This is a genomic window from Conyzicola lurida, from assembly GCF_014204935.1.
In the GTDB taxonomy this organism is placed as follows: domain Bacteria; phylum Actinomycetota; class Actinomycetes; order Actinomycetales; family Microbacteriaceae; genus Conyzicola; species Conyzicola lurida.
This window is the reverse complement of the sequence record NZ_JACHMJ010000001.1, coordinates 1,969,992-1,987,534: the sequence shown is the minus strand read 5'-3', so window position 1 is coordinate 1,987,534 and position 17,543 is coordinate 1,969,992. Positions and strand designations below refer to the sequence as shown.

Annotated in this window: 16 protein-coding genes and 2 tRNA genes; 11 read left to right on the top strand and 7 right to left on the bottom strand. The window is 69.1% G+C overall.

What is annotated here, in order from left to right; translation table 11 throughout:
- Positions 1 to 8 precede the first annotated feature (8 nt).
- On the top strand, positions 9 to 665 hold the full coding sequence (locus HD599_RS09570; protein WP_184236544.1) for a response regulator transcription factor: 657 nt from the start codon (positions 9 to 11) through the stop codon (positions 663 to 665).
- 19 nt (positions 666 to 684) lie between these two features.
- Here HD599_RS09570 and HD599_RS09565 read toward each other — a convergent pair whose 3' ends face one another.
- Complete coding sequence (locus tag HD599_RS09565; RefSeq protein WP_184236541.1) at positions 685 to 4,515, bottom strand: SCO7613 C-terminal domain-containing membrane protein; 3,831 nt, start codon at positions 4,513 to 4,515, stop codon at positions 685 to 687.
- A 168-nt stretch (positions 4,516 to 4,683) separates the two neighbouring features.
- Here HD599_RS09565 and HD599_RS09560 point away from each other — a divergent pair, with 168 nt between their 5' ends.
- Both HD599_RS09560 and HD599_RS09555 read left to right on the top strand, forming a co-directional pair.
- Positions 4,684 to 4,947 carry a hypothetical protein gene (locus HD599_RS09560; RefSeq protein ID WP_184236538.1) on the top strand — a complete coding sequence of 88 codons (264 nt, stop codon included), beginning with the start codon at positions 4,684 to 4,686 and terminating at the stop codon, positions 4,945 to 4,947.
- Between the two features lie 78 nt (positions 4,948 to 5,025).
- Entirely contained in the window at positions 5,026 to 5,703 is a 678-nt protein-coding gene (locus tag HD599_RS09555; RefSeq protein ID WP_184236535.1) for a PhzF family phenazine biosynthesis protein, read from the top strand.
- Between the two features lie 5 nt (positions 5,704 to 5,708).
- Here the strand turns inward: HD599_RS09555 and HD599_RS09550 are convergent, their stop codons facing one another.
- Complete coding sequence (locus HD599_RS09550; protein ID WP_184236532.1) at positions 5,709 to 6,152, bottom strand: hypothetical protein; 444 nt, start codon at positions 6,150 to 6,152, stop codon at positions 5,709 to 5,711.
- A 144-nt stretch (positions 6,153 to 6,296) separates the two neighbouring features.
- On the opposite strand from HD599_RS09550, the gene HD599_RS09545 reads away from it, so the two are divergent.
- Positions 6,297 to 6,890 (top strand): TetR/AcrR family transcriptional regulator, encoded by a 594-nt coding sequence (locus HD599_RS09545; RefSeq protein ID WP_184236529.1) that lies wholly within the window; start codon positions 6,297 to 6,299, stop codon positions 6,888 to 6,890.
- Positions 6,891 to 6,903: 13 nt separating this feature from the next.
- On the opposite strand, the gene HD599_RS09540 is transcribed toward HD599_RS09545, so the two are convergent.
- A tRNA-Gly gene (locus HD599_RS09540) sits at positions 6,904 to 6,977 on the bottom strand.
- 159 nt (positions 6,978 to 7,136) lie between these two features.
- Between HD599_RS09540 and HD599_RS09535 the strand changes: the two genes are divergently transcribed.
- The 3 genes from HD599_RS09535 to tig all read left to right on the top strand — a co-directional run bounded on the left by HD599_RS09535 (position 7,137) and on the right by tig (position 10,704).
- The gene (locus HD599_RS09535) at positions 7,137 to 9,020 is read left to right on the top strand and encodes a CASTOR/POLLUX-related putative ion channel (protein WP_184236526.1); all 1,884 of its coding nucleotides are present in this window, start codon (positions 7,137 to 7,139) and stop codon (positions 9,018 to 9,020) included.
- 131 nt (positions 9,021 to 9,151) lie between these two features.
- Positions 9,152 to 9,225 (top strand) — tRNA-Pro (locus HD599_RS09530).
- A 54-nt stretch (positions 9,226 to 9,279) separates the two neighbouring features.
- Positions 9,280 to 10,704, top strand: coding sequence for a trigger factor (tig, locus tag HD599_RS09525; RefSeq protein WP_184236523.1), 1,425 nt, complete (start codon positions 9,280 to 9,282; stop codon positions 10,702 to 10,704).
- A 59-nt stretch (positions 10,705 to 10,763) separates the two neighbouring features.
- On the opposite strand, the gene HD599_RS09520 is transcribed toward tig, so the two are convergent.
- Positions 10,764 to 11,261, bottom strand: a complete 498-nt coding sequence (locus HD599_RS09520; RefSeq protein WP_184236520.1) for a tetratricopeptide repeat protein — start codon at positions 11,259 to 11,261, stop codon at positions 10,764 to 10,766.
- Between the two features lie 121 nt (positions 11,262 to 11,382).
- Here HD599_RS09520 and HD599_RS09515 point away from each other — a divergent pair, with 121 nt between their 5' ends.
- Positions 11,383 to 12,003, top strand: coding sequence for an ATP-dependent Clp protease proteolytic subunit (locus HD599_RS09515; protein ID WP_184236516.1), 621 nt, complete (start codon positions 11,383 to 11,385; stop codon positions 12,001 to 12,003).
- A 9-nt stretch (positions 12,004 to 12,012) separates the two neighbouring features.
- Positions 12,013 to 12,672, top strand: coding sequence for an ATP-dependent Clp protease proteolytic subunit (locus tag HD599_RS09510; protein ID WP_184236512.1), 660 nt, complete (start codon positions 12,013 to 12,015; stop codon positions 12,670 to 12,672).
- Positions 12,673 to 12,743: 71 nt separating this feature from the next.
- Here HD599_RS09510 and HD599_RS09505 read toward each other — a convergent pair whose 3' ends face one another.
- The 3 genes from HD599_RS09505 to HD599_RS09495 are packed head-to-tail and all read right to left on the bottom strand — an operon-like array spanning position 12,744 to position 14,820.
- Complete coding sequence (locus HD599_RS09505; protein WP_184236509.1) at positions 12,744 to 13,466, bottom strand: copper resistance CopC family protein; 723 nt, start codon at positions 13,464 to 13,466, stop codon at positions 12,744 to 12,746.
- Positions 13,466 to 14,164: a YcnI family copper-binding membrane protein gene (locus HD599_RS09500; RefSeq protein ID WP_184236506.1), complete on the bottom strand. Its 699-nt coding sequence runs from the start codon at positions 14,162 to 14,164 to the stop codon at positions 13,466 to 13,468. The genes HD599_RS09505 and HD599_RS09500 overlap by 1 nt, the downstream gene beginning before the upstream one ends.
- Before the next feature lie 47 nt (positions 14,165 to 14,211).
- On the bottom strand, positions 14,212 to 14,820 hold the full coding sequence (locus HD599_RS09495; protein ID WP_184236503.1) for a hypothetical protein: 609 nt from the start codon (positions 14,818 to 14,820) through the stop codon (positions 14,212 to 14,214).
- A 210-nt stretch (positions 14,821 to 15,030) separates the two neighbouring features.
- Between HD599_RS09495 and clpX the strand changes: the two genes are divergently transcribed.
- Together clpX and HD599_RS09485 are read left to right on the top strand one after the other, a co-directional pair.
- Positions 15,031 to 16,308, top strand: a complete 1,278-nt coding sequence (gene clpX / locus HD599_RS09490; protein ID WP_184236500.1) for an ATP-dependent Clp protease ATP-binding subunit ClpX — start codon at positions 15,031 to 15,033, stop codon at positions 16,306 to 16,308.
- Positions 16,309 to 16,375: 67 nt separating this feature from the next.
- Positions 16,376 to 17,536, top strand: a complete 1,161-nt coding sequence (locus HD599_RS09485; RefSeq protein ID WP_184240504.1) for a benzoate/H(+) symporter BenE family transporter — start codon at positions 16,376 to 16,378, stop codon at positions 17,534 to 17,536.
- Positions 17,537 to 17,543: the final 7 nt, after the last annotated feature.

The following is a 17,543-nucleotide window of genomic DNA, read 5'->3' as shown; positions in this document are numbered from 1 at the left end:
CTGGGAGCATGACTCACCTCCCCGCCCTTCGCGTCGTGGTCGCCGACGATTCGGTGCTGTTGCGCGAGGGGCTCGTGCGCGTGCTGGTGGAGGCCGGCGTCGACGTGGTCGGGTCGTACGGCGACGCCGACCAGCTGCTGGCCGCCCTGCCCGAGACATCGCCCGACCTCGCCGTGCTCGACGTGCGGATGCCGCCGACCTTCCGCGACGAGGGCGTGCGCGCCGCGATCGAGGCCCGCAAGCAGCAGCCCGGACTCGGCATCCTGCTGCTCTCGCAGTACGTCGAGGTGGCCTACGCGCAGGAGCTGCTCGCCTCCGGAGCGGGCGGAATCGGTTACCTTCTGAAAGACCGCGTGGCTTCTCTCGCCGAGCTGGAGGACGCCATCACCCGCATCGCGGGCGGCGGCACCGTACTCGACCCGGAGGTCGTGGCGCAGCTCATCGGGCGGCGCACCGACCCGCTCGCGAGCCTCACGCCGCGCGAGCGGGAAGTGCTCGCGCTGATGGGCGAGGGGCGTACCAACGCGGCGATCGCCGGCGCGCTGTTCATCGGCACCGGCGCGGTGGAGAAGAACGTGACATCCATCTTCCAGAAGCTGGGTCTCGACGATTCGGGAACCGACCACCGCCGGGTGCTGGCGGTGCTCGCCTGGCTGCAGCGCTGACCGGTCGCGCGCTGCACCTCTAGCGCAGCGCGCCGATACCGAGCACGACGCTCCTGGCCGTCGCGAGACTGCGCTCGTAGCGCGCGGCCAGGATGATGACCGGCACGCCGACGGCGCCCGCCCACACCCACCACTCGGTCGCGTCGGAGATCGCGGCGAGTTCGGGAGAGAACGTCGCGACGCCGTGGACCAGGGCGACCACGGCCCCGACGAGGAACGGTGCCTGCAGCTTGCGCAGGAACCCGACCACGAAGACGGCGGTGGCGACGACCCCGATCGCGACGAGGCGCCACACGGGGCGGTCGACGGTGGTCACGAGCAGGGACGGCAGCAGGAGGACGCCGATGCCGAGACCGAGCGCGGGCCAGCTGCGCAGCGCGGGCTGGAGCCGGAGCCGGCGTGACCCGGTGATGAGCAGGGCGGCCGCGATCGGCAGCACGACCCACTCGACCGGATCGACCACGCTCGCCGAGACGACGGCCATCGCGGCGGCGAAGACCACCGCGAGCCTGCCGACCCCGACGCTGAGCGGGGCGCGGTCGAGGATCGTGCCCGCAAGGTAGGCCGCGGAGAGGAGCACGACGACCACGACGGCGCGCACGCTGGCGAGGGGGCTGTCGGACGAGTTCACCGCCGTGCCCTCGAACACCAGCACCAGGCCGAGCGCGGTGCCGAGCAGCGCCGCCGAGATCCGCCCGCCCGTCGGCCGGTCGATGCGCGCCTGGCCGATCGCCGCGACGACGAGCACGGCGACGGCGGCTCCGAGCCACGCCTCCAACTCGAGCCCGACGCCCGTCGTCTCGTCGAACCACGAGCGGGACGACCGCCCCACCGCGACGATCAGCACGCCGACGAGCCCCGCCGCGGACGCCGCATCGAGGTAGGGGCGGGCGGCTGGTTCGGTGCGGAGCCATGTGCCGCCGAGCAGCAACGCCGCGCCGGCAACACCCACGACCAGCGCGCGGACGAGGGGCCCGTCGATGCCCACCAGCGCGACCGGTACGACCGCCACCAGCAGGGCGGCGAGGAGCAGAGCCGGTGCGGACTCGGACGCCCGTTCCACGCGCCAGGCCAGCACGGCGATCACCAGCAGCACGCCCGCGAGGGGGAGCACGTAGGCCTCGACGGCCGAGACGGATGACGCGGCGAGACGCCACCAGAGCCCGGCGGTCGCGAGCGTGAGGGAGACCCAGCCGAGGTGCCGCCGTGCCGATTCCGCGCCCACGAGCCCGTCGCGGCCGACGGCGAGGAGTAGTACGGTGACCGCCGTCAGCAGCAGGGCGAGCCAGAAGACGTCGTCGGCGACCGCCGGCAGGGTGCCGGTCCAGGCGCCGAGCAGACCCGGTGCCGCGACGAGCACGATGCCGATGTCGCTCGCGCGCCGCGGGACGTGGCCGGGTGCCGCGACAGTCACCCAGAGGGCGACGGCGGCGCAGATCAGTGCCGCGGCCACGGGAACGAGGTCCCGCGTGACTCCGGCGAGACCGGCCGCGGACGCGACGGTGTCGAGCAGCCAGAAGAGGGCGACGGGCACGGCGGCGACGGCGATCGCGCGCTCGACGAGGAAGGACGGGTCGGGCCGGGGCGCGATCCAGGCGAGCAGCGCGCCGAGGAGCGCCACCCCGAGGGCGGTCTCCGTCGCCGGTTCGGCGAGCAACGAGAATTCGCCCGACGCGAAGCGCGCGTTCACGATGCTGGTGGCTGCCACCACCGCGGCGATGCCGAAGAGCGTGTGCCGGTCGAGCACCGAGAGCCGGCTCGCGGCCGGAAGCGCGGTACCGGCCAGCAGCACGACGGCGAGCACGGACGAGAGCCGCAGGGCGTCCGGCTGGAACACCCAGTCCGACGCGAGCCCCTCGGTGGAACGCAGGAGCAGCGCGGACGCGGAGACCGTCACGAAACCGACCACGGTCGCCCCGCCGAGCAGGCTTGCCCGGGAGACGGCGCCGACGAGGTGCGCCGCCGGATCCGACGGGTCGGTGCCGCCGAGCGCGACAACCGTCCGTGAGACGAGGAGGAGGGCGATCGTGACCACGGATACCGCGAGCCAGGTACCCTCGCTCGACCACGACGCGGCATACGCCAGCGTGCCACCGACGAGCGCAACGGTGGTGAGAGCGAGGCGTATGCCGCGGGCGTCGGCGGTTCTCGTGCGCAGGAGGGCGACGACGGCGGCGACGGCGATCAGCGTCCACACCGCGACCACCGCCCACAACCGGTCGAGGGCGGGTGCCGCGAGAACGAGGACCGCCGCGCCGAGCGATACGGCGAGCGTGCTGTGCCGGCGCAGCGTGCGGGTGGCCGCAGCGCAGCCGAGCGCCGCCACGACGGCGCCGAGGAGGGCGACCACGGCGGCTGTGCGCAGCACGGGGCCCATGGCGGTCGCGACGGAGGCATCGGCGGCGAGCCGCCACGACTGCCCGCCGAACACCACGGTCGAGGTCGAGTACAGCGCGATCGCGGTGACGGGCACGAGCGTGAGCCCGGCCACGACGACTGGTGCGATTGCGGCGGACCGCACGGTCGCCCTCCACGTCGAGGGCACCCGGGTCGTCGCGACGGCCACGGCGACGGCCACCAGTGCCGCGGCGATCGGCGCCACCGCGACCGTCGAATGGAACTCGAGCGAGAGGTACGGGAACGCCACGGCCGCGGTGCTCGCGCTGAGGCCGGCGAGCGCGGCGAAGCCGAGGCCGAATCCGCGCACCACCGCACTGGTCGCGCCCGTGCCCCGCGCCACCCCGGCGTGCAGCGCCGAGACGACGGCCACGGCCGTGAGGGTCGCGAGGATCTCGGGTGCGGAATCCCGGCCGGCCGCGATCGCCGAGACGTACGCGAGTGCTGCGCCGCCGCCGGCGATCACGAGCGCGATCGTCCGTTCCGGCACCAGCATCTCTCGTGTCGCCGGATCCGCATTGGGCGCGGCGAAGCGGACGTACGGATGGACGAGCCCGGCGAGGGCGATGGCGACGTAGCCGAGGAACGATCCCGTGACCGTCTCGAGCGGCTGCGCGAGTCCGGCGACGACGAGGCCGACGCCGGGAGCGAGCGTGACGAACGCGGCGATACTGGCGACCCGGAGACGGAAGACCCGGTGCCAGACCACGAAGACGAGCGCGGAGGCGACGAGCGTGAGCCCCCAGTAGAGCGTGGCGTCGGTCGCGGCGGCACCGAACAGGTTGTACGCCCGCACCGCATAGGCGTCGAGGTAGACGAGGACCACCGCGAACGCGCCGATCCCCTCGCCGGTCGAGGTCAGTCCACGGGAGCGCAGCACCGAGGCGACCGCGAAGGCGGTGGCGGTGACCGCGCCGATGATGACACTCTGCCAGACGATGCCGTAGGTGACGAAGGCGTAGACGATGAACGAGATCGCGAAGATGGACAGCAGCGAGACCCCGACGATGACGAGAGCGACCTGCACGCTCGACCGACGCGGTGCGGGAGGTGCCACCGGTCGCGCGGTCGGTGTGGGAGCCACGACGGGCGGCGGCAGCGGCACGGTCACCGCGCTGGTCGGGGAAGGGGCGAGCGAAACAGCGTCGGGGACCGGCTCCGGATCCGGCACGGGCTCCGCCGCGAGCGCCGCCGCCGTCGCGGCCCAGCGGGCGCTCTCGGAGCGCATCAGGGCGATGAGTTCGATCCTCTGATCGAGCAGGGATGCGGCATCCATACTCAGTGTCGCCAGCTCGGCGGACGACGGATGGCTGACGTCGAGGCCGCAGACACCGCAGACGAGGCTCTCCAGCGTCGAGAAACAGGCGGGGCACTTGCTCGTGTCGGTGAGGTCGGCTCTCGTGCGGGGATAGCGCGCGAACGCGGCGTCGTCTGTCGGGGGTGAATCGGGCATCGGCGCGGTGCTCCCTGTGTCGGCTGAGACTCAGGGTAGTGGCGGACGAACGCGAACGATCCGCACCACGCACAATTGTGGAGAATATGTCGACTGTCGCGGGTGGGGAGGAGATTGCCGGTAACGGAAGGGGTTTCCGTCGCCAGCGGGTGCTGCGACCATGGACGGGTGACCGAAGAGCCGGAGGACCTCCCCGAGGCGCTCAGCGACGCTCACCGGGCCGCCACGAACTCGGCGCTGCTGACGGTCGTCACCCTCGCCTTCGGGTTTATCGCCCTCTCCGGACTCGAGCAGATCCCCACCTGGATCGTCTCGGTCTGGTTTGTGCTCGTGATCCCGCTCAACCTCTACCTGATGTTCATGAACCGGCGCAGGTACCGCACCCTGCGCGAGATGCACGACCACGACGGGCCCATTCCGCCCGCGGGTTGAGCTTTTCGAACTCCCGACAGGCCACCCGCGACGAATTGGCAGGCGACACGGGGACCGCCCGCCTGCCAGAGTCATCCCATGACAACCATCGACGTGCTGCGCGTGTTCACCGACGAGAACGGCGACTTCGGCAACGAACTCGGAATCGTCGAGTCGACGGACGAGACGCGGGGGAGCGAGCAGAGCATCGCCATCGCCCTCGGTTTCAGCGAGACAGTGTTCGTGGATGGCGTTGCCGACGGCCGCGCGTCGATCCGGATCTTCACCCCCGCCGACGAGCTGCCCTTCGCCGGTCACCCGAGCGTGGGCGCGGCGTGGTGGTTCGCGCAGACCGGGCGCGTGGTGGAGGTGCTCGTCGAGAAGGCGGGCGACGTGGCGGTGCGCAGCGACGGCGACACGACGTGGATCGCCGGCCGGGCGGAGTGGGCGCCCGAGTTCGCGTTCGTCGCGTACGACGCACCCGCCGAGGTCGACGCCCTCGACGCCGCCCACTACGAGACCGGCATGAACTACGCGCACGCGTGGATCGACGAGCCCGCGGGGGTATTGCGCTCGCGCATGTTCGGACCCGAGCACAACATCCCCGAGGACGAGGCGACGGGTGCGGCGGCGGTCGCGGTGACGACCCGACTGGACCGCGACCTCGAGATCCACCAGGGCGCGGGTTCGCTGCTCCTCACGCGCCGCGGCACGGACGGCATCGTCGAGGTCGGCGGCCGCACGGTGTGGGACCGCAGGTTCGAGCTTCCGGCGTAAGTGCCCTACGGGCCGAGCAGGATCGCGAAGAGCGTGATCGCCCCGCCGCCGATGAACATGGCCGTGCCGAACTGCATCGTGCGGCTCTTGTTCTTGTCGGCCGTGGGTACGTCGACCTCGAGGATCGGGCAGCCCGACCAGCCGATCAGTCCGATGCTGAGCGCGACGACGGTCGCGCCGATCCAGAAGACGATCTCGTCCCCGGTCGAGAGCATCGCCGGGCGCCATCCCGAACTGAGCAGAAAGCCGAGAGTGACGGCGACGGCGCCGACGGCGGCGGCGAACCAGATCGTGCCGGTCCACATGATGCGCTGCACGTTGACCTCGGGCGACATGAGCTCGTGCACGGCGGGCCGGTCGGCCGCGCCCGGGGCCGCGGCGGTCTGCCGCTGGGGCGTGAACGCCGCCTGCCCGATCGCGCTGGTGGTGGGGGAGTAGGTATCGGTCACGAGGGCAGCCCTTCGTCTCGGAGTCGGTAGTGGGGTGATTTCGGGTGTCGGCGACTCTGTCAACGTCGTTGACAGTACGCCCGGTCGCGCATACTGTCAACACCGTTGGCAGACGGCGGCGACGAGAAGAACGAGGGGCGACGGATGACGGACGAGAACAGCATCCGGGACGAAGCGAGCGTCCCGATCGCCCCGGGCGACCGCTCGGCCCACGTGCGCGCCGCCATCCGCGACGCGGCCGTCGCTCTGTTTTCCGAACGCGGCTACGTCGCCACGGGCGTGCGCGACATCGCGAAGGCCGCGGGCACCGACCCCTCCATCGTCATCCGCCACTTCGGGTCGAAAGAGGCGCTTTTCGTGCAGACCATGTCGCTGCCTGCGTCGTGGCGCGAAGCGCTGCAGGGCCCGGTCGAAGACCTCGGCCGCGGCGTGGTCGATCTGATCGCGAGCCATCGGGAGGCGGGATTCGGCCTGTGGTCCGCGCTGGTGCGGGCATCCGACCGCCCCGACGTCGGGCGCGTGTTCAAGGCGTCGGTGACGTCGGTTTTCGCCGAGGGGGTGGCCGCCAGGCTGGAAGGCCCCGACGCGCAGCTGCGGGCGCACCTGTTCGCGGCCCAGGTCGAGGGGCTGCTCTCGGCGCTGAGCATCCGGGAAGACCCGGTGCTCTTGGACCTGCCGCACGACGAACTCGTCGAGAGGTACGGCGCGATCCTGCAGGCGACGCTCACCGGCCCGTAGGCCGAGGGGGAGATGGAGGGGCTGACGAGAATCGAACTCGCATCATCTGTTTGGAAGACAGAGGCTTTACCACTAAGCTACAGCCCCGAATCCGGCGGGTTTCCGCCGGTTTTTCGGGAACACCCACGCCGCGAATCCGAAGATTTCGCGTGACTGCCGAAGAACACTGTACCCGAACTGGGGCGTAACTCCGAACCGGCTATCACCGTTAGGCTTACGCGACACTTCTGAGCGTGTGGGGGAAACATGAACAAGACCAGCTTCGGCGAGAAGTTGCGTTACTGGTTCGACGGCGTGATGTCGAAGGGCCCGGGCGCGCTGGTCGGCCTCCTCGCGATCGCGACACTGATCTTCATCGTCGCGGTGGCGCTCATCGTCCAGCTCTTCCAGGTCATCTCGCCCGAGAAGCACGACGGACAGATCGACGACTTCGGCGAACTGCTCTGGGGCAACCTCATGCGCGCCATGGACGCCGGCACCGTCGCCGGCGACTCGGGCTTCTGGTTCCGCGTACCCATGCTGCTCGTCACCCTCTTCGGCATCCTGACCGTCGCCACCCTCATCGGTATCGTCTCCACGGCCTTCAACACGAAGATCGAGGACCTCCGCAAGGGCCGGTCGCGCGTCATCGAGAGCGACCACACGCTGATCCTCGGCTGGAGCGCCAAGGTCTTCCCGATCATCAGCGAACTGGTGATCGCCAACGAGTCCCGCAAGAAGTCGAGCATCGTCATCCTCGCCGACGGCGACAAGGTGGAGATGGAAGAGGCGATCCACGCCGAACTGCCCGACACCGGCAAGACCAAGATCATCGTGCGCAGCGGCGACCCGATGAACCTGCGCGACCTCGAGATCAGCAACCCGCACACCGCGCGCAGCATCATCATCCTCGCGCCCGAGGGCGGATCCGACCCCGACTCGATCGTCATCAAGACTGCTCTGGCGCTCACCAACAACCCGCAGCGCAAGAGCGACGACTACCACATCGTCGGCGAGGTGCAGGAGCCCACGAACATGGAGGCGGCGCGTCTCGTCGGCCGCGACGAAGCCCACTGGGTGCTCGCGAGCGACCTGATCAGCCGTATCACGGTGCAGAGCTGCCGGCAGAGCGGCCTCAGCGTCGTCTATACCGAGCTGCTCGACTTCTCCGGCGACGAGGTGTACTTCACCACGCAGCCCAGCCTGATCGGCAAGACCTACTTCGACGCACAGCTCGCCTTCACCGACGTCTCCGTCTTCGGGCTCGTCAAGGGCGGCGCGGTGCACCTCAACCCCGACCCGACCCTCCTGGTCGAGGCGGGCGACGAGCTCATCGTCATCGCCGAGGACGACAGCACCATCACGCTGGCGACGCCGGGTGCTCCGGATGCCGCGGCGATCAGTGACCACGGAACCGTGAAGCACGCGCCGGAGCAGACCCTGGTGCTCGGCTACAACGCCGGGCTCCACTCGATGCTGCGCGAGCTCAGCGAATACGTCGCGCCCGGCTCCACCGTGAGCGTGCTCGCCGACGTCGAGAAGCCCGTCTTCGCCGACTACCCGGGCATGCCGATCACGTACATCCACGGCGACACCACCAGCCGCGCCGTGCTCGACGCGCTCAAGGTCGAGACCTTCGACCACATCATCGTGCTCGCCTATAAGGAGGAGCTCGACATCCAGCAGGCCGACACGAAGACGCTCATTACGCTGCTCCAACTGCGGGACATCGAGGCCAAGACGGGCGTCGAGTTCAACATCGTCAGCGAGATGCTCGACGACCGCAACCGTGAACTCGCCGAGGTCACCAAGGCCGACGACTTCATCGTCAGCGACAAGCTGATCAGCCTGATGCTCTCGCAGGTCTCCGAGAACAAGCAGCTCACCGACGTGTTCGGCACGCTGTTCTCGAGCGCCGGCAGCGAGATCTACCTGCGGCCCGTCGAGCTGTACATCCGCGAGGGATCGACCGTCGACTTCTACACGGTGCTCGAGGCGGCCCGTCGTCGCGGCGAGACCGCGATCGGCTTCCGGATCGCGGCGCTCTCGCGCATCAGCGCGAGCGACTACGGCGTCGTCGTGAACCCGAAGAAGGCGGAGAAGCGCGCGTTCGCCCCGGGCGACAAGATCATCGTCCTCGCCGAGGACTAGGCGGCAGAGGGGCGGTCCGCTGGCGGCGTAACCACAAATTCCTGCCAGCGGAACTCCGCTAGACTTGCCGAGGCCAAATCGGGCTGCGTGCGCGCACCCGAAAACAGGCCGCAGTTCAGTATTGGTAATCCCGGGGCGTAGCTCAGCTTGGTAGAGCGCTCGGTTTGGGACCGAGAGGTCGCAGGTTCGAATCCTGTCGCCCCGACACAGTCAGAACTGACACAGACTGTCAAGTAACGAACATCAGGAGATACCCATCGTGAAGACCACGGTCGAAAAGCTCAGCCCCACCCGCGTGAAGCTCAGCATTTCCGTCACGCCCGAAGAGCTGCGCCCCAGCATTGACCATGCGTACGAGCACATCGCGACGCAGGTGAACATTCCCGGCTTCCGCAAGGGCAAGGTCCCGCCCGCGCTGATCGACCAGCGCGTCGGCAAGGGCGAGGTCCTCAACCACGCGGTCAACGACGGCCTCGACAAGTTCTACAAGCAGGCCGTGAGCGACGAGAAGATCCGCACCCTCGGCCGCCCCGAGGCGGACATCTCCGAGTGGCCCAGCGAGAAGGACTTCAGCGGAGACCTCGTCCTCGCCATCGAGGTCGACGTGCGCCCCGAGTTCGACCTCCCCGACTACGAGGGAATCACCCTGACCGTCGCCGAGGCCAAGGTCTCCGCCGACGACGTCAAGGACGAGCTCGACAACCTGCGCAGCCGCTTCGGCACGCTCGTCACCGTCGACCGCCCCGCCAAGAAGGGCGACTTCGCCCAGATCGACCTCGTCGCCACCATCGGCGGCAACGAGGTGGACACCGCCAACGCGATCTCCTACGAGGTCGGTTCCGGCGACCTGATCGACGGCATCGACGAGGCCCTCGACTCGCTCAGCGCGGGCGAGACCACCACGTTCGAGTCCGAACTGCTCGGTGGCGACAACGCCGGCGAGAAGGCCCAGATCGTCGTGTCGCTGCTCGCCGTCAAGGAGCGCGAGCTTCCCGAGGCCGACGACGACTTCGCGCAGGTCGCGAGCCAGTTCGACACCATCAAGGAACTCAAGGCAGACATCAAGGCGCAGGTCGCGAAGTCCAAGGTCTTCGGCCAGGGCGCCGAGGCGCGCGACCAGATCGTCGACGAGCTGCTCAAGACCGTCGAGATCCCCGTCCCCGCCAAGCTCGTCGAGGACGAGGTGCACCGCCACCTCGAGAACGAGAACCGCCTCGAAGACGACGTTCACCGCGCCGAGGTCGCCGAGTCCAGCGAGAAGACCTTCCGCACCCAGATCCTGCTCGACTCCATCGCGGAGAAGGAAGAGATCAAGGTCAGCCAGGACGAGCTCACCCAGTACCTCATCCAGGGTGCCGCCCAGTACGGCATGGAGCCCGGCGAGTTCATCCAGGTCCTCGACAAGAACGGCCAGATCCCCGGCATGATCGGCGAGGTCGCCCGCTCGAAGGCCCTCGCGGTCATCCTCGGCAAGGCGAAGGTCGTCGACACCAAGGGTGCGACCGTCGACGTCTCCGAATTCACCGCTGGCTTCGCCGACTCGGGCGAGGAATCGACCGACGAGGACGGCTTCGACACCTCCGACGCGGCATCGATGCTCACGCAGGCCAACTCCGGTGGCGCCGCGCGCGACAGCCACGGCCGCAAGGCCAACCACGAGCACTACGGTCACGACCACAAGTAGTCGCTCGACACGACGGGCCCGGCACGCGAGTGCCGGGCCCGTCGTCGTTAACGCAGGCTCTAGCGGCGCAGCTCCAGCGCGTAGCGGCGTACCGCGTTGCCGTAGGCCGGCAGGCTCTCCGACAGAGCGGCGAGGGCGACGGATGCCGCGTCCCGCTCGCGACCGGCATCGACGAGTGCGAGCGCGAGGAAGGCCGCGCCGGCCGCAGTCCACTCGTCGGCGGGATGTTCGGCGAGGTGCTCCTCGAGCAGCTCGACGGCCTCGACGGGGCGGCCGAGGTTGCGCAGCGTGCTCGCGAGCTGTAGCTGCGCCTGGGGGCGGCGTGCGGCGTCGAGGCCGAGCGCGATGGCGTCGCGGTAGAGCGGTTCGGCCTGCGCCTCGTGGCCGAGGTAGTCGCGCACGCTCGCCGCCTCGAAGGCTGCGGCCGCGGCATCCGGCCCCTCTGTCTCGTCGACCTCGGCGACGAGGGAGTCGATGCTCGCGAGCACGGCGTCGTCGCTGAGCTCGTCGGCGCTCGCCCAGACCTCGGCGACGCGGGAATCCCAGGAATGCGTCATCCGGCCAGCTTAATTCGCCCCCGCAGGACTCGCGCCAATCTGCCGTAGGCGAACACGTCGGTTTGTACGCGTTACCTCCAGTAGATTCGAACCCAAGTTACAACTGAAACGGAGCGCAACAATGGCCCAACCGGCATTGGTCAGCAGTGTTTTCGACCAACTCCTCTCGGACCGCATCATCTGGCTTGGCTCAGAGGTGCGCGATGACAACGCCAACGAGATTTGCGCGAAGATCCTCCTGCTTGCAGCAGAAGACTCCAAGCGCGACATCTACCTCTACATCAACTCGCCCGGTGGCTCCATCACCGCCGGAATGGCGATCTACGACACGATGAAGTTCGTACCGAACGACATCGTCACGGTCGGCATCGGAATGGCCGCCTCCATGGGCCAGTTCCTGCTCTCTTCGGGCACGAAGGGCAAGCGCTACATCACGCCGAACGCCCGCGTGCTCCTCCACCAGCCGTCCGGCGGATTCGGTGGAACCTCCGCCGACATCCAGACGCAGGCCTTCGTCATCCTCGACATGAAGAAGCGCATGGCAGAGCTCACGGCCGAGCAGACCGGCAAGTCGGTCGAGCAGGTCCTCATCGACAACGACCGCGACAACTGGTTCGACGCGAAGGGTGCCCTCGAGTACGGCTTCGTCGACCACATCCGCGAATTCGCCTCCACCGTCGTCGGCGGTGGTGGAACCGACGAGACCGTGTCCGACGACCCCGACATCGCGGCCAAGAACTAGGAATCGACTATGGACAACTACAACTTCGGTGGCGTCGCCCGTCCCTCGGCCGAGTCCCGTTACATCCTCCCCACGTTCGAGGAGCGCACCGCCTACGGCTACAAGCGCCAGGACCCGTACGCCAAGCTGTTCGAAGACCGCATCGTCTTCCTCGGCGTGCAGATCGACGACGCCTCGGCCGATGACGTCATGGCCCAGCTCCTCGTCCTCGAGAGCCAGGACCCCGACCGCGACATCGTGATGTACATCAACTCGCCCGGTGGCTCGTTCACCGCGATGACGGCCATCTACGACACGATGCAGTACATCAAGCCGCACATCCAGACCGTCGTGCTCGGACAGGCTGCTTCGGCCGCCGCCGTGCTGATGGCCGCCGGAACGCCGGGCAAGCGTCTCGCCCTGCCGAACGCGCGCATCCTCATCCACCAGCCGTCGACCGGTGACGCCGGCCGCGGCCAGGCGTCGGACATCGAGATCCAGGCCGCCGAGATCCTCCGCATGCGCGGCTGGCTCGAGACGACCCTGTCGCACCACTCGAACCGCACGCCCGAGCAGGTGAACAAGGACATCGACCGCGACAAGATCCTCAGCGCGGCCGAGGCCCTCGAGTACGGTCTCATCGACCAGGTACTAGAAAGCCGCAAGAACCTCCCGTCCCTGACGGCGTAGTTTCTACTACCGCGAAAGGCCGCACCCCTCGGGGTGCGGCCTTTCTTGTGCGTGGATGACGCGGGGAGGGGTTACGCCTCGGTGTCGTCCCGCTCCGTGTCGTCCCGCTCCGTGTCGACCAGCTTCTTCGGGCGCACCAGGAGCAGCGTGACGACGACCGCGGCGACGACCGCGAGGCCCGCGCCGCCGATCCAGAGCAGCGTGCTGCTCGTCGACGCGTCGGCATCGGACGGCTCGGTCGCGGCGGTCGCGCTCGGAGAGGGGGTCTCGGCGGGGGTCTCCTGCGTCGACATCGTCGGATCGGGGCTCGGCGTCGCGGTACCGACCTCGGTCACCCCGCACACGGGCGCGGTGGCCGACCCCACGGTGGCGACCGCGTCGGCGGCGGGCTGCCAGGTGAAGGAGATCGGGCTGTATCCCGACCCGCTGCTGCTGACGATGTGGCCGTCCGACGAGACGAACTGCCACACCACGGTGTAGGTCCCGGGTGCACCGAGGTAGGCGCCGGTGCTCATGGTCGCGTCGACGAACGACAGACATCCGTCGCCGTAGAACAGGCCAGCAGCATCCGTGATCCGAATGCCGAAGTTCGCTTCGGTCCCCTCCGAGACGACCAGCGTCTCGTTCATGGTCAGCGAGAACGCCTCGGGCAGCGCCGTGAGCGTCTCGCCCTGGGCCGGTGTCGACGCGACGACCACGTCGTGCGCCTGCGCGGGCGCGGCGAAGCCGAGGACGGCGACACCGGCGACGGCGACGCTCAGCCCCGCGACGGCGATGCGGCGTCGGGCGGCCATCAGTTGGCCGACTTCCGGCGAGCGGTCACCGCGAGCACGATACCGACGACGCCGACCACGAGGCCGCCGAGTCCGAGGACTCGGGCGAGAACGTCGTCAGACGATTCGGATGCCGCGACCTCGGTGTCCTCGTCGGCCGACGCGGTCGCGCCCGAGTGGTGGTCCTCCGCGGGGGCGTCGTTCACGTACAGCACGGGCGCGGGGTGTTCCGCGTCCGTGGCCGTCTCGCTCCAGCTGACGACGGTGCCGTCGCTGTAGCCCTGGTCGGCCGGGAGCGTCAGGGATCCGACATCCGGAACCGGCCCCATCGACAGCGGGAACAACTGCAACTGTCCGGCACCGATCTCGGAACCGGCATCCGCGGTCCAGACCACCGACGTGACCGCCTCGGTGACGGTCGTCTCGCCGACGGTGACCGGCTCGGGCAGGGTCGTGCGCACGAGCTCGGCGGTCCAGCCGGCGACGGGCACGTAGCGCACGCTCGTGAACGGGGTGTCGGTCGGCAGCGAGACCTCGACGCGGTTGGTGGTCGCCGTCTCGGACTCGTTCGGCACCTTGACCGTCACGATCGTGTACGAGCCGGCCTCGGCCTGGCCCGGGTCGATAGTGACGTGTGCGGAGGCGGCGAGAGGGGCAGCGACGGCGAGCACGAGGCCCGCGCCGATCGCAGCGGGCACGGCAATAAGGGATTTCTTCATGGTTCTTCCTTGAGAGTGGGGTGATGCGGGTGTCGTGGAGAGACCGCCTAGGCGGCCGCTCCCACCGGCGGACCACGGAGTCCCAGGGACGAACGGACGAACGCGCAGAAGCGCGGAACGAAGAAGTGGCCGACGGCCGGCAGCCGCGGGGCCGTGCGGGGGAGTGCCGAGACGACGGGCACGACGGCGAACACCGTGCGTGAGAACAGGCGTGCGATCGAGCGCAGCTGCCAGAAGGCGCCCTCTCCGTAACGCAGCGCAATGACCGTGAGAACAGCTGCGACGCCGTGGCCCAGCCACATCCAGCCGTCGGTGTGATGCATGGCGGTGCCGCCGTCGGCGATCAGAACGACGGATGCCGCGTGCTCATGCCCCGCTCCGCCGACCATGCCCGTGCCGGCCGTCGACCCGCCGATCGTGCTGAACAGCGTGTGGAAGGACACCTGGCTGAGGGCGACGGACGCGGCGACGCGGACGAGCGAAACGCTCTTCCCGGTGAGGGCGATGCAGGTCAGGCCGGCGAACGCGAGCGCCAGCACGAGGGCGAGGCCGCTCGGACCGTCGCCGCCGGCGAGAGTGTGGGAGACCGCGGCGACGAGGGTCGAGAACAGAGCGGCCAGCCAGCCGCGCGCGAAGCGCCCCCAGCGTGTCGCCATGCCTCACCCCCTGCGTTGTGCATCGGCCCTGTGTCGTACTCCGGTACTACAAGACTAAATCGTCGCGGCCTGGGCGTTCGTCCCCCGGGTCAGCCCGAAGCGGGTGAATGTGTCGCCGCGACGCGCTCAAAACGGCAGAGTGCCAGCGCGCGTCGGCGGCACAGGTTAGGCTCGGTGCACGTAGCACACGGTGATTGAGGGAGGCTGCACATGGCTCGCATCGGAGAGAGCGCCGACCTGCTCAAGTGTTCCTTCTGCGGAAAGAGCCAGAAGCAGGTACAGCAGCTGATCGCCGGACCCGGCGTATACATCTGCGACGAATGCGTCGAGCTGTGCAACGAGATCATCGAGGAGCGTCTGGCCGAGGCCGGCGAAGAGACCTCGAGCGAGTTCGAACTGCCGAAGCCGCGCGAGATCTACGACTTCCTCGAGGAGTACGTCATCGGCCAGGAGGCCGCCAAGAAGGCCCTCTCCGTCGCCGTCTACAACCACTACAAGCGCGTGCGCGCCCGCACCCCCATCGCCTCGGTCGACACGGTGATCGACGACATCGAGATCTCGAAGTCGAACATCCTGCTCATCGGCCCCACCGGCTGCGGCAAGACCTACCTCGCGCAGACCCTCGCAAAGCGTCTCAACGTGCCGTTCGCCGTCGCCGACGCGACCGCCCTCACCGAGGCGGGCTACGTCGGAGAAGACGTCGAGAACATCCTGCTCAAGCTGATCCAGGCCGCGGACTACGACGTCAAGCGTGCCGAGACCGGCATCATCTACATCGACGAGATCGACAAGATCGCCCGCAAAGCCGAGAACCCGTCGATCACCCGCGACGTCTCCGGCGAGGGCGTGCAGCAGGCGCTGCTCAAGATCCTCGAGGGAACCGTCGCCTCCGTGCCGCCGCAGGGCGGCCGCAAGCACCCGCACCAGGAGTTCATCCAGGTCGACACGACGAACGTGCTGTTCATCGTCGCCGGCGCCTTCGCGGGACTCGAAGACATCATTTCGCAGCGTGCGGGCAAAAAGGGCATCGGCTTCGGCGCCCCCCTCCACAGCAAGGGCGACGAACGCAACCTGTTCAGCGAGGTCCTCCCCGAAGACCTGCACAAGTTCGGGCTTATCCCCGAGTTCATCGGCCGCCTCCCCGTGGTCGCCACGGTCACCCCGCTCGACCAGATCGCGCTCATGGACATCCTGACCAAGCCGAAGAACGCGCTGATCCGGCAGTACCAGCGCATGTTCGAGCTCGACGGCGTCGAGCTCGACTTCGACGAGGACGCCCTCGAGGCGATCGCCGACCTCGCCGTGCTCCGCCAGACCGGCGCCCGCGGGCTGCGCGCCATCATGGAAGAGGTGCTCGGACCGATCATGTTCGAGGTGCCGAGCGACGACCAGGTGGCCCGCGTCATCGTCACCCGCGACGCCGTGCTCAATAACGCCGCGCCCACCATCGTGCCGCGCCCGGCACAGCGCCAGGAGAAGTCGGCCTAACAGCCGCCCGTGTCGTCCGGCCGCTGCCCACGGGGAGGCGGCCGTCAGTAGAGAGTGCCGATAGCCCATCGTCCAACCGATCGTCGCGGGGATCGTCGCCGCTATCACGGGGTTCTCCAGCTCGTTCGCCATCGTGCTCGCCGGGCTGGCCGCGGTCGGAGCGAACGAATCGCAGGCGGCATCCGGTCTTCTCATCGTCTGTGTGACCCAGGGCGTGCTGGCCATCGTGCTGAGTCTCATCACGAAAGTGCCGGTGAAGTTCGCCTGGAGCACTCCGGGTGCGGCCCTGCTGGTCGCCACCGCGGGCATCACCGACCGGTTCAACGAGGCGGTCGCGGCCTTCGTGGTCGCCGCCGCGCTCATCGTGCTGGTCGGGCTGTGGCCCGCGCTGGGCCGGCTGATCTCGCGCATACCCCGCCCGATCTCGAACGCCATGCTCGCCGGCATCCTCTTCCCGCTCTGCCTCGCGCCGGTGACCGCCGCGGCGCAGATCCCAATGCTCGCCATCCCCGTGATCCTGGTCTGGCTGGTGCTCGCCCGGCTCGCCCCGCGCTGGGCCGTGCCCGCCTCCATCGTGCTCGCGGGGGTGCTGCTCGCCGTCACCGTCGACACCAGCTGGCTGAACGGCGCCAACCTGCTGCCGCACCTCGAGTTCGTCTCGCCGGAGTTCGACCCCGTCGTGGTGGTGAGCATCGCCCTGCCGCTCTTCATCGTCACGATGGCCGGGCAGAACATCCCGGGCGCCGCGATCCTGACGAGCTTCGGGTATGAGCCCCCGGTTCGCTCGGCACTCGTCGGTTCGGGCGCGCTCTCGGCCGTCGGGGCTCTCGCCGGCGGCATCACCGTGAACCTCGCCGCGCTGACACAGGCGCTGACCGCCGGACCCGAGGCGGCCGCGGACCGCAGCCGCCGCTGGATCGCTCCGGTAGCGGGCGGCATCGCCGACATCGTGCTCGGGTTGTTCGCCGGGTTCGCCACCGCGTTCGTGCTCGCCTCACCGCCGCTGCTGATCCAGGCGGTGGCGGGTCTCGCGCTGCTCGGCGCCCTCGTCGGGGCGGTCACGGCCGCGATGGAAGACCCCGACGACCGCCTCGCCGCGATCGGCACGTTCCTCGTCACGGCGTCGGGAATCACCGTCGTCGGCATCGGATCGGCGTTCTGGGGACTGATCGTCGGCGGCATCGTCCTCGTCTGGCTGCGCTTCCGCCGGCCGGCGCGCGCGGCCTGACCGGGCA